Source organism: Lysinibacillus capsici (assembly GCF_003367505.1).
In the GTDB taxonomy this organism is placed as follows: Bacteria; Bacillota; Bacilli; order Bacillales_A; family Planococcaceae; genus Lysinibacillus; species Lysinibacillus capsici.
In genome coordinates this window covers 56201-69506 of the sequence record NZ_PXXX01000002.1, presented here as the reverse complement: position 1 = coordinate 69506, position 13306 = coordinate 56201, and the positions used below count along the sequence as shown (strand labels likewise).

The following is a 13306-nucleotide window of genomic DNA, read 5'->3' as shown; positions in this document are numbered from 1 at the left end:
TAAAAAATTTATGTTATACTAAAAAGAAAATGCAGTTAGGAGAATGACCATGTTATTACGCGATTTTTTCATCCACTTATCTGAGAACCAACTATTAAATAGTGCTGCAAAGAAATATGGCCTAAAATTAGGAGCACAAAGTGTAGTAGCTGGTACAAATATCGAAGAAACAATTGCAAGCATCAAAGAACTAAATGCACATAATATTTCTTGTACAGTAGATAACCTAGGTGAATTTGTTTCAAGTAAAGAAGAAGCGACTGCTGCTAAAGAAAAAATCCTTACTGTGATCGAAGCTATTCACGAAAATGGTGTAGCGGCACATATTTCATTAAAGCCATCTCAATTAGGCTTAGATATTGATGTTGATTTTTGTTATGACAATCTGTATGAGATTGTAGAAAAAGCCGCTTCATACGATATCTTTGTTAACTTTGATATGGAAGACTATGGACGTCTACAAACTTCCTTCGATATGGTGGAAGAATTATCGAAAACATTTAATAATGTTGGTACAGTCATCCAATCATACTTTTACCGTGCAAAAGATGATATTGAAAAATTTAAGGACTACCGTTTACGTATCGTAAAAGGTGCTTATAAAGAGCCAGTTGAAGTAGCCTATCAAGATAAATTAGATATTGATTTAAACTTTATTGAGTTGATTGAATATCACCTACTAAATGGTAAATTTACATCAATCGCAACTCACGATCACAATATTATTGCGCACGTAAAACGCTTTGTAGCTGATCATAATATTCCGCTTGATAAATTTGAATTCCAAATGCTATATGGTTTCCGTACAGATATGCAAAAAGAACTTGCAAAAGAGGGCTATAACTTCTGTGTGTACGTTCCATTCGGTGAAGATTGGTACGGCTATTTCATGCGCCGTTTAGCTGAGCGTCCTCAAAACCTTAATCTTGTCACAAAACAAGTATTTACAAAAAAAACGAATACTGTTCTTGCAGTAGCAGCAGGTGCATTCGTTCTTGGCCGTTTAACTAAACGTAATAAGTAAAAAAAAAGAGAACCTTTTCGCTTATGATGCGAAAAGGTTCTCTTTTTATTTATTCCATCCTTTTTCTTTAAAGCGTGCAATGGCCTCAATTCGATTGCCGACGTTTAGTTTTTCTAAAATCGTCGAAATATAGTTACGAACTGTGCCAGCAGACAAAAACAGCTCAGCAGCAATTTCCTTTGTCGTCTTGCCCTCTGCTACAAGTGTCAGAACTTGACTCTCTCGCTCCGTTAAAGGATTCTCACTATCATCTTCATAGACAAAATCAACGAGCTCTGGCGCATAAATGCGTTTACCGTCCATGATTGTACGGATTGCGCTCACTAACTCCTCTATCGGGCTATCCTTTAATAAATAGCCTCTGACACTCGCTTTTCTAGCACGTTCGAAATAACCAGGTCTAGCAAATGTAGTTAAAATAATGACTTTACAACCTGAGCCAGTGCTATGCATTTCTTCTGCTGCATCTAGTCCCGTTTTCACTGGCATTTCAATATCCATAATACAAATATCAGGCTGATGCTCTTCCACAAGCATCAATGCTTCCTCACCATTTTTTGCTAAGCCAACAACCTCCATATCCTCCTCCATACTAAGTAAAGAGCGAAGCGCGCCTAATAGCATCCCCTGATCTTCAGCAATCACAATTCGTATCATGTCACAATCCTCTTTTCTATATGTTCTTCAGATTGTCTTTGACATTCTGATGCGTAATAGCTACTGGGATAGTTACCGTTAATGTGGTGCCCTCAACACTTTCAATTTTAAAGGACCCATTAATAAACTCTAAACGTTCCCGCATTCCTTTCAATCCATTACCAGTTCTCCAGGCTTGTTTTTTCGTAATGCCCTGTCCGTTATCTCGCACTACTAAGTAAACTTCTTTAAAATTTTGATGGAAAGCAATTTCACATTTTGTTGCTCCACTATGTTTGACAACATTATTAACCGCCTCTTTTAAGCACATAGATAAAACATTCTCTACAAGTGGTGGAACTTGCAGTGCGTTTTTATCCCCTTCAAAGACAAACTCCATTTCAGCTGCCTTTAGTATTTGTGAAATACGCATGATCTCATCTTCAAATTTTGCAGTACGCATATCTGAAACTAATTCCCGAACCTCTTTTAAAGCAATACTAGCCGTCTGGCGTATATCCTTAATCTCAATCAAGGCCTGCTGGGGATCTCGTTCAATCAGCCTAGAAGCTAGATCACTCTTCAAACCAATCATGGACAATTTTTGACCTAATGTATCATGTAAATCTCGAGCTATTCTTTGTCGTTCCTCAAAAACAATTAACTCAGCAATACGTTCATTGGCTGTTTCTAACTGTCCCTCTAAATTTTCACGTTTATTTTTGGAATAAAGCGTTAGCGGTAAAAGGACAACAGCTAAAATTGTTAATACAACGAAAGGCAACTGCGATAAAAATAGGTTGAGCTCTACAAAGAATCCAGCGCCAGTTGAAATAACTGTAAATCCAATATGTAGACCATACATAATATAAAAGCCGACGGGTCTTCGGATATTGCCAATAAAAAATGCTGTAAAAATGGACAAATAGACATAGCCATACAAGATGGTCATAATAATGTTTATGACCATTTCAAAGCTAATCCACATGTAAACTAAACCGCTTTTCGAATTCATGGCAAATCGATAGAAGATAAAATAGAGCATTAAAAATGTAATGCCTATCGATATTTCGATATAAGATGATTTCCTAAAAATGAAGAAAAACGGTAGGAAACAAAAAATTATCCACAAATATACACTGAGCATCGGACTATTCGGAATAATACTATGCCATTTCCTCAACATAATCTCACGCTCTTTCCTACTTTTCCCTTATTATAACAAGAAAATTAAATTTATGCCTGTACATGCTTTGACCCATATTCTTCTCTTTACATAAAACAGCCATCTCTCTTGCAGAGATGGCTGTTATCAACTAAGCGGCAATACTGCCTCTTTCTTTACGTTTTATAATTTCATTTACTTCTTTAAACGTTACAAATTTACCTTGATCTTCATCATATAACTTGTAACGTAGTGATTCTAAACTCGTACGTAAAGTAATCGTTGTTGCCATGTGTAATGGCGGTGTCTCATTGTGTGCCTTTTCAAGATTATAATTAGGTACACGAGGAGCTAAGTGATGAACATGATGGAAACCAATATTCCCTGTTACCCATTGTAAAAGTTTTGGCAATTTATAATAGGAGCTTCCTTCAACTGCAGCTTTCACATAATCCCACTCTGAATCGTGTTCAAAATAAGAATCTTCATACGTGTGCTGGATATAAAATAACCAAATTCCTAAAGAACCTGCAATAAATAAAGTAACGCCTTGCACTAATAAAAACGCTTGCCAGCCCATGAAGAAAATTAAAGCGGCACAAATTCCTACAATGACAATATTCGTTAAAATTGTATTGAGACGTTCCTTCTTCTTCGCATCCTTACGATTAAAACGATTTAAGACAAGAACCATATAAAGTGGGCCTAATCCAAACATCACAAATGGATTACGATAGAAGCGGTACCATAGACGTTGCCCTTTTGAGGCTTGCATATATTCTTCAACTGTCATCATATCAATATCACCGATACCACGCTTGTCTAAGTTTGAGCTTGTTGCATGGTGAATTGTATGTTCACGTTTCCATTTTTCATAAGGGAATGATGTTAGCACCCCAGTAAAAAATCCAACCCAGTCGTTTGCCTTTTTACTTTTGAAAAATGAGCCGTGTGTACAATCATGAAAAATAATAAAAGTTCGTACGACAAAACCTGCTGAAATAGCACTTAAGCCGACTGTTAGCCAAGGTGATACATCCACTAACAAGTAACCAGCCACCCATAATGCAATTAACGGTACAATTGTATTTATAATCTGAAAAACACTTTTACGCGTATCTGATTTGGCAAATGGCGCTACATCTTGGCGTAACTTTTTTGTTTTTTCTTTAATAGTTGCCATCTTTTACTCCCTCGTTTCTTTTTTTCTTATGACCTCATCATAAAACAAGAATACAAGTCAGTAACAGACGCAAACATCACAAAAAGGATATGACATTTGTCATATCCTTTTATGATTTCGGTCCAGTCAAATGAAGTTGATAGAACACAAGGTCTAGCCATTGTTCAAATTTATAGCCTGCATTTTTAATGGTTCCTGCATATTCAAAGCCTAATTTTTCATGTGCTTTAATACTACCAATGTTTTCTCCATCAATACCAGCAACAAGCGTTTTGACACCATTTTCTTCAGCGATCGCTATCAGCTTGTTCATGAGCTTTGTCGCAATCCCTTTTTGATAATGTTCTTTATGCACATAGACAGAGTGCTCCATTGTATATTTATAGCCTGGGTAAGGACGGAATTGACTATAGGTAGCAAAGCCAGCGACAAGCCCATTATCCTCAAATACAAGTAAAGGATTATCTAATGCTTGTTGCTCCCTAAACCACTGTACTTTTTCATCTAAAGTTTGTATGTCGTATCGATAGACAGCCTTGCTTGTTAAAATAATATCATTATAGATAGCCAAAACCTCGGGAATATCTCTTTCTTCCATGAATCGTATCATTCTGCCCACTTCCCTTAACCAAATGTTTTCTTCTATAAAGGAACAGAGATAGACAGTCATTGAATAGACTATCTATCTCCTCTTATTTTATGCCTTAAACATTGAAGTAGCGAGCATCAGGATGAGCAAAAACGATTGCAGATACAGATGCTTCAGGCTCCATCATAAAGCCTTCTGTAAGATGGACACCAATATCCTCAGGTTTTAATAGGCCGAATAGTTTCTCTTGATCCTCCAAGTTAGGACATGCAGGATATCCGAATGAAAAGCGTTGACCTTGATATTTTGCAGCAAAACGATCTCTCATAGTGAAATCTGTTGCATCAGGGAAGCCCCATTGGTCACGAATTTCCTGATGCATACGTTCAGCAAAGCCCTCTGCTAATTCTAAAGCAGTCGATTGCAAGGCATGACTTTCAAGAAATTTCCCATCCTCTTTTAACTGGCGTGCTTTAGCCATAACTCCTTGACCTGCTGTTACAACCATGAGTGCAATATAGTCCATTTCACCACTCTCTACCGTTTTTAAGAAATCTGCAAGACATAAAAATGGTTCAACCTGCTGACGAGGGAAGGTAAAACGTTCAATTTCTGTCTTACTATCAGCAGGATCATACACAACGACATCATCACCATCTGCTTGAGCAGGGAAAAATTGATACAAACCTGATGGCTTTAATAGATCACTTTTTAAATAATCATCTACTAAATCCTTGAGCTCTGTTGCTCTTGAATCGCCCGCATCAAGCAATTGCTGAACTTGCCCTTTCAAGCCTAAATGGTGTCCCAGTAATGTACGCATATTAACATAAGGATATAAATGAGATACAGAATAGTCTTTTTTCACATGACGTCGTAAATCAGCTGGTAAAAATACTGGCGCTCCTTTTACTGTTCGTGCAGGCTTTATTGTTACCTCTTTTGCCGGACGAGCAGCTCGTTTTTCATCAGCCGCTAAACGTTTTTGACGGGATTCTTCAATTTCTGCTAAGAAATTTTCACGTGTCCCTTCACCCATTAATAGATTCGCTTGCTCTAAGCCTTGCATAGCATCCTTTGCATAAATAACAGGACCACCATATTCATCTGCAATTTTTGTTTCAGTAAAACGACGTGAAAGTGCAGCACCACCAACTAAAATAGGAACATCAATTCCCGCCTCTTTAAAATCCTGAGCAGTAATAACCATCTGTTGCGCTGATTTCACGAGTAAACCTGACAGCCCAATAAAATCAGGTTTTTCCTTACGAATCGCTTCAATCAATTGGGCAGGAGTTACTTTAATGCCCAAATCGACTACCTTATAGCCATTATTACTTAATATAATATCAACAAGGTTTTTCCCAATATCGTGAACATCACCTTTTACTGTAGCAAGTACCATTTTCCCTTTTCCAGCACTCTCTTCATCCTTCTCCATGAATTGCTCTAAATGAGCAACTGCGGCCTTCATCACACCTGCTGATTGTAAAACCTCTGCTACAATGAGTTGATTATCATTAAATAATCGACCTACCTCAACCATGCCCTCCATTAAAGGACCATTAATTATATCAAGTGGCGCCTCGAAGATTTCTCGTGCAGCGTCTAAATCCTCAATTAGCCCTTCTTTTGTACCTTCTAATATATAGTAAGCTAAACGACCTTCAACCGTTTTTGGAATATCAGCTTCCGTTTTTTCCTTCTTTTTATCTCGATAAAAATCTGTAAACACTGCTAATGTTTCATCATTTGTATTAAAGAGCAGGTCATTTGCGAGTTTGATTTCCTCTTCAGGGATGGATGCATAACGCTCCAATTTCTCTGTATTAACAATGGCATAATCTAAGCCCGCCTGTGTACAATGATAGAGATAAACAGCATTCAGTACTTCACGACCAACAGGTGGTAAGCCAAATGAGATATTACTTACGCCAAGTACAGTCAATGTCTGCGGCAATTTTTCTTTGATGAGACGAATGCCTTCAATCGTTTCTAGCGCTGAACCAATATACTGCTCATCCCCAGTTCCTACAGGGAACATTAATGGGTCGAAAATGATATCCTCTGGTGCAATCCCCCATTTTTCCGTTAAAAGTTGATAGGAGCGCTCGGCAATTTCGAGCTTTCGATGACGGTCAACCGCCATCCCCTTTTCATCTATCGTTCCAACAACTAATGATGCACCATATTTTTTCACGAGTGGTAATACTGCATCAAATCGTTCTTCACCATCCTCTAAATTAATAGAGTTAATGATGGCTTTCCCTTGTGAAAACTTTAATGCTTCCTCAATTACTTTTTCATCAGTTGAGTCAATCACAAGAGGCACCTTAACCTTTTTTACAACCTCCTGCATAAATCCACGCATATCGGCTAATTCATCGCGATCAGGGTTGGCTAAACAAATATCAATAACATGTGCACCATTTTTGACTTGAGCACGTGCAATCTCTGCGGCCTCCTCAAATTTCCCGTCAATGATTAAATTCTTAAATTTACGAGAGCCGATTACATTTGTTCTCTCCCCAATAAATAACGGACGCATAGAATCGTCATACAATAACGGTTCAATTCCTGATACCGCATGACCATGTGTTTTTTCTGGTAATTGACGAGGTTTTTCATCTTTTAAGATCTCACGAATGGCTGCAATATGAGCGGGTGTCGTCCCACAACATCCACCTACAATATTAAGCCAACCCTTTTCTGCAAAGCCTTTTAATTTTTGTGATAGCGATTCTGGTGATTCGTGATAACACCCTTCTTCATCTGGTAAGCCAGCATTTGGGTAACAGCTAATATAGCCTGTTGAAAGCTCTGCTAATGAACGAATGTGATCCGTCATAAACTCAGGTCCCGTCGCACAGTTTAGGCCAACTGATAATGGTTTAATATGCTCGATCGAAATATAAAAGGCATCAATTGTTTGCCCTGCAAGCGTTGTACCCATCGGTTCTATTGTTCCTGAAATCATGACAGGTAGCTCTTTTCCCGTTGATGCAAAAGCGCGCTTTACGCCAAGTGTGCCTGCTTTGACATTGAGCATATCCTGACTTGTTTCTAATAACAAAACGTCGGCTCCTGCCTCAATTAATGCTTTTGCCTGTACATAAAAATTTTCCTCTAGCTCTTCAAATGTAATACCACCTGTTACTGATAACGTTTTTGTTGTTGGCCCCATAGCCCCTGCAACAAAACGTGGCCAATCTGATGTGGAATAACGATCCACTGCTTGGCGAGCAATTTCCACTGCACGCTTATTAATTACTTCTGCTTTTGTGCCAAGATCATATTCATTTAACACAAGAGGCGTCCCACCAAATGTATTTGTACAAATAATATCTGCGCCTGCCTCTAAGTATTTATGGTGAATTTTTTCAATAACATCTGGTCTAGTAAGCACAAGATTTTCATTACAGCCATCAAGTTCCTCGCCACCAAAATCCTCTGCTGATAAATTTTCATTTTGTAGCATTGTTCCCATTGCGCCATCAAGAATTAAAATACGTTTCTCTAGTTGCTCTTCAATCGAGTGCTTAGCCATGTATACTTACTCCTTTTTTCTGTTCATCCAATTGCTCTATATATTTCATCAACTCTAGTGTCACGTCGTAACGTAAAAATGGTGTAATAAGGTAAATCCCATTGAAATATTGCGTAGCCACTTCTACTAATTCTTTGGCAATAGCAATCCCTTCCAAGGTTGCCTTTTCTTTATCTTCTCCACATGCTTTCATTCTTGTTAAGGCATCTTCAGATAATTTGATACCTGGCACTTCATGATGTAAAAATTCAGCACTTTTATAACTCGTAACAGGCATAATACCGATGTAAATTGGAGCTTGTAAATGCTTTGTTGCCTCATAAATCTCTACAATTTTCTCTTTCGTATATACTGGTTGAGAAATGAAGTAGTCTGCCCCATGCTCAATTTTCTTCTCCAAGCGTGTCACAGCACGATCTAACACACGGACGTTTGGATTAAATGCAGCAGCAACTGAAAAATTTGCTTTTTTACGAAGTGGCTTACCTGAGAAAGAGACCCCTTCATTTAATTGCTTAATTAATTGGATTAGCTCCATGGAAGATACATCATAAACACTTGTCGCACCTGGGAAATCTCCTACTTTTGTTGGATCACCCGTAACGGCCAACACATCATGAATACCTAAAGCATTTAACCCCATTAAATGAGATTGTAGACCAATTAAATTACGGTCTCGACATGTAATATGAGTTAGTGGGCGTACACCATGTGAGCTCTTCAACAATGCGCCCATTGCAATATTGCTAATACGTGGAGAGGCCAATGAATTGTCTGCCATCATAACTACATCTGCACCTGCATCATATAATTGCTTTGCTCCTTCAAGGAACCCATCAATCTCTAAATGTCTAGGCGTATCCAACTCTACTATGACAGAACGTTCACGTTTAACTTTTTCATGAAGAGGCTCATACTTTGTTGGCTCCGCTTCCCGAACAATCTCAATCTTTTTAGGCTTCGCAAGCTTCTCCTGAACCGGTGATAACTCTTCTAAATACTTCTTTGCTGCTGCAATATGTTTGGGTGTTGTACCACAGCAGCCCCCTATTAAACGTACACCTTGATCACGCAATTCAACAGCCGCTCGACCAAAATAATCAGCTTCTGATTCATAAACGACACGCCCATCCTCTAAGTCCAGAAGTGATGCATTTGGATAGGCCGACATAAATGCCTTATTAGGAAGTTCTACACCTTCAAATGCCTGAATTGTATGGTGTGGACCTAGTCGACAATTGACACCAACAATATCAGCACCTAGGGCTTCAAGCTCATGGAGAGCATTATTTAAAGACATCCCATTTTGTAGAACACCGGGCTCATGCATAGAAACTTGTGCAATAATCGGCAATTTTGTTTTTTCTCGTAGCATCTTTAAGGTTGCTGTTAATTCTTCAAAATCATAATAAGTTTCAAGTAAAAGGCCATCTGGATTCCCTGCAAGTAAGACTCTTGCTTGTTCTTCAATAGTCGCTAATATTTCATCCAAGGTTGCATCACTTTTACGAATTCCCCGAATACCACCAATTGTTCCTAAAACAAATTGACCGCCATCAGCCGCTGCTCGTTTTGCGATGGTGATAGCAGCTTCATTAAATTGTTGGACACGTGATTCCAATCCATAGCGAGCTAATTTAATGGCATTTGCACCGTACGTATTCGTTTGAATGATGTCAGCACCAGCCGCAATATATTCTCTATGAATCTTTTCAATTAACTCGGGTCTCTGAACATTCATTTCCTCATGGCAATACTCCAATCCATAGCCATATAGCACTGTGCCTATTGCACCGTCTGCCGTCAATACATGCGTTTTTAACCTTTCAAGCAATCCCATAAAATTAGCCTCTCTTCCTATGTCTCTATATAATAAAAAGCCTTCTTTCATAAAAAAAGAAGGCTTTAACGATTCATCATTGTTGTTCCTTCTCATCTTCGACTCAACGGTCTTCTGGATTTAGCACCTGACAATAAAGTTGGTTGCTGAAGCTTCAATGGGCCAGTCCCTCTGCTTCTCTTGATAAGAATTAAGTATGAATTTTTTAAATAATTAAAAGAATCATATCGTTTACTGACGAATGAGTCAAGACTATTTCACATAACAAAGTTTTTTTCCACTTAAAACCTTAGAAATTGGCAAGTTCCTTTGCAAGCTCTTCACCAATTTTTTTCCCGTTTTGAATGCAAGCACCAATACCTACGCCAAAATACGAGCACCCTGCAATCGATAAATTAGGATATTTCTCATGTAATTCTTGTAGTAATCCTTGTAATGCTTCACGATGCGCTAGATCATATTTAGGCATTTGATCAATCCATTTTGTTACATTCACAACGGTTGGCTGCTCCTCTATTCCTAGGCTCTTTCTCACATCTTCTAAAGCAACTGCTGCTAATTCTTCATCCGTCATGGCGCGTAGTTGCTCATAGGCTGGATTGATGCTCTTATAAAAGAGTCGCACAAGTAATTTATTTTCTTTCGATGTATGCTTCCATTTACGACTAGTCCAAGTTGCTGCATTACAAGTTACGTCTGAATTATGGGAAACAATATAGCCCGTTCCATCTGCTGGCAATTTAGCGTCTGGCACATCAAAACCCAAATAGATAGTAATCGCTGACGCTGTCGTAAATTGGTCAAAATAGCGGTTTAAAGATTCATCCTGTAGCAGATTTTGTACAGTATCGTTCGGTAATGCTAAAACGACATAATCTGACTCAATAATTTCACCATTAGCTAAGGAAATTGTGTAGTTCTTATCTTGTTTTTGAACATTTAGTGTAGTAACACCCTTGATAATTTCTACATCGGATAAGGTTTGTTCAAGTCGATCAATTAAAGAAGATAAACCATTTTTAAAGGATATAAATTTTTTGTTCGCTGCTTTAACAAATTGCTCACGATTCGCATCAAAGCCTTTAATAATACTTCCAAAATCATTCTTATAATCAATTAAATACGGTAAAGTAGAGCCAATAGAAAGCTGATGTAAATCTCCAGAATAAACACCTGCAAGGACTGGTGCAATTTGGTTTTTCACCAGTTCCTCTCCTAAATAGTAAGTTAAAAATTCACCGATAGAACTTTCCTTTGTGAAGCCATTGTTTGGCAATGTTAAATCCTTCAACGCTTCTTTTTTTCCCTGCTCGGAAATAAGTGTACTTTCCTCTAAGGATGCTACACTCATCGGTATTCCGAAAGTTGAATCTGCCGGAATAGCATGTAACTCATTATTCGTATAAATATAAGAAATACCTGTTTCGTTGTAAACTAATTCCGCCTCAAAATCAAGCTCCTGCACGAGTTCCATAACGCCTTGATGACGGGCTACAATAGAATCAGCACCCGTTTCCATGATGAAACCTTGTTCATGTGCTGAATATAATTTGCCTCCTAAACATGTATTTTTTTCTATAAGCACTAGACGAACATCTAAATTATGTTCCTTCACTTGACGTTGCAAATAATGCATTGTACATAGTCCTGTAATACCGCCGCCTAAAACAACAACTGTTTTCATCATAACCGCCCCTATTATTCATTCTTTCTACAGTATAATCCTTTTTCATTGAAAATTACGTTAAACCCTTTACAAATTTAGCAAAAATAGAGCTATTTCATCAGTGAAATAGCTCTTACTTTCTGAATCTCTATAAAATTGATCCTCTATAGCGATAACTTCACAACAAACATTTAAATAGGTACTATAGTGTTTATTACGTCTAAAAATATGAAAATAGAATGTAAATGTTAGTAGTCTATCCTTTTAAATTTTGCGCAAAGCTCGCTAATTTTTCAGCTGAATTTGTTACCTCAGTAAATGAAGTGCCTAATTCACTTAATATGCCTACAATTGCTTGTATTTTTGTTGCCATACACTCATTTTGATCTTTTGCTTCTGTCATGGCTCCCAATATACTCGTAAATTGGCCTTCAGTTTGTAACATATTTTCTTCACCTGCTGCAACTTCATCTTGAATGTTGGTCAAAGAATACTCTAATTTCTCTGTTCGTTCACCTGTCTTTTTCAATAACAAAGCCACCGCTGTAACAGATTCTTTTGTCTGAATTGATAATTTACGTACTTCATCGGCCACTACGCTAAAGCCCTTTCCCGCTTCCCCAGCACGTGCTGCTTCAATTGCAGCATTTAAAGCCAATAGATTCGTTTGATTCGCAATATTGGTCACAACACTCATAATTGTTTCCATTTCCTTAGACATACCTGATAATTGTTCAATATTTTCTTCTATATCATGAAGAGAATGACTAATATTGAGCATATTTTGTGATTGATTTTTTAAACGCTCGCGACCCTCAAGTGCTTGGTTTTCAGCCAGTGTAGACACATCGAGTGATTTTTTTGCCAAATGTTTAATTTCGTCAGATTGCTTACTTAAGCAGCAAAAAGAATTATTGGTTTCCTGCGAGATAGCTGCAAGTGCTTCCGAAGAATCTACAATCTGTCGTTCAATCGCTTCTTTTTCATGAACCATTTTTTCTTTCAGTTGTTCCACAGTGTTTTCAAAAGCTTCTAAAACGAGTTGTTGCTCAAAATTACAAATTTTCGATATAGCTCTGATCGTATTAAATTGATCTTGTGGAAATTCTATATTTTTTTCGACTAAATCAATAAATGATATCGATAAATCTTGGAATGCGCAGATATACCACTGTGTTCTAAGCCCAATGTGGACATGCACCTTTGCAATTTTTACACGCCTTTGGTAATACATCTCATCAATGGTTCCGTTAAACATTTCAATAATATGTTGCCGTAATGTTACTTTAAGCTTTTCTACAGAACTATGATGACTGATAATATCTACCAAATGATGCTCTGTTCCAATCATGTTGTAAAAACGGTTTACGATGTGATCTACATTATCCATAACTATTGGCTGGAAAGCTTTTAAATATTGTAAGTCGTTCTTCGTTAAGTTCAGCATTTCAATTTGCTTCGCCATCGATTGACGAGAGGACAAATCCATTTTCACTGTGTATTGCTGTAAATCCAATACCTTCGTCTTTCTCTGTTTTTGAAAAATCACACATCTTCCCTCTTTCATTCCGTTTACTTTCATCAGGCTGAGAAACATCAAATCCCTTTTAACATATTGATGGATACACGAAAAAATACCGATAAAATCTGATTAGT

The 13306-nt window shown here is 37.7% G+C and carries 9 protein-coding genes and 1 riboswitch; of the genes, 1 reads left to right on the top strand and 8 read right to left on the bottom strand.

The features are described from left to right. Positions 1-49: 49 nt before the first annotated feature. A complete protein-coding gene (locus C7B89_RS00985; RefSeq protein WP_048394992.1) occupies positions 50-1024 on the top strand; it encodes a proline dehydrogenase family protein in 975 nt (324 codons plus the stop codon). A 45-nt stretch (positions 1025-1069) separates the two neighbouring features. Here the strand turns inward: C7B89_RS00985 and C7B89_RS00980 are convergent, their stop codons facing one another. The 8 genes from C7B89_RS00980 to C7B89_RS00945 all read right to left on the bottom strand — a co-directional run bounded on the left by C7B89_RS00980 (position 1070) and on the right by C7B89_RS00945 (position 13199). Then, complete coding sequence (locus C7B89_RS00980; RefSeq protein WP_048394990.1) at positions 1070-1681, bottom strand: response regulator transcription factor; 612 nt, start codon at positions 1679-1681, stop codon at positions 1070-1072. Positions 1682-1697: 16 nt separating this feature from the next. Then, positions 1698-2846: a sensor histidine kinase gene (locus tag C7B89_RS00975; protein ID WP_009374109.1), complete on the bottom strand. Its 1149-nt coding sequence runs from the start codon at positions 2844-2846 to the stop codon at positions 1698-1700. A 130-nt stretch (positions 2847-2976) separates the two neighbouring features. Next, the gene (gene desA / locus C7B89_RS00970) at positions 2977-4008 is read right to left on the bottom strand and encodes a Delta(5) desaturase DesA (RefSeq protein ID WP_048394986.1); all 1032 of its coding nucleotides are present in this window, start codon (positions 4006-4008) and stop codon (positions 2977-2979) included. 109 nt (positions 4009-4117) lie between these two features. After that, complete coding sequence (locus C7B89_RS00965) at positions 4118-4618, bottom strand: GNAT family N-acetyltransferase (protein ID WP_112116726.1); 501 nt, start codon at positions 4616-4618, stop codon at positions 4118-4120. A gap of 94 nt (positions 4619-4712) precedes the next feature. After that, positions 4713-8144, bottom strand: coding sequence for a methionine synthase (gene metH, locus C7B89_RS00960; RefSeq protein ID WP_115673002.1), 3432 nt, complete (start codon positions 8142-8144; stop codon positions 4713-4715). Beyond that, positions 8137-9984: a bifunctional homocysteine S-methyltransferase/methylenetetrahydrofolate reductase gene (locus C7B89_RS00955; RefSeq protein WP_115673008.1), complete on the bottom strand. Its 1848-nt coding sequence runs from the start codon at positions 9982-9984 to the stop codon at positions 8137-8139. The genes metH and C7B89_RS00955 overlap by 8 nt, the downstream gene beginning before the upstream one ends. An 89-nt stretch (positions 9985-10073) precedes the next feature. Next, positions 10074-10174, bottom strand: a riboswitch (SAM riboswitch). A 99-nt stretch (positions 10175-10273) separates the two neighbouring features. After that, complete coding sequence (locus tag C7B89_RS00950) at positions 10274-11668, bottom strand: protoporphyrinogen oxidase (protein ID WP_115673001.1); 1395 nt, start codon at positions 11666-11668, stop codon at positions 10274-10276. Positions 11669-11906: 238 nt separating this feature from the next. Next, positions 11907-13199, bottom strand: coding sequence for a globin-coupled sensor protein (locus C7B89_RS00945; protein WP_048394980.1), 1293 nt, complete (start codon positions 13197-13199; stop codon positions 11907-11909). Between the last annotated feature and the right edge of the window lie 107 nt (positions 13200-13306).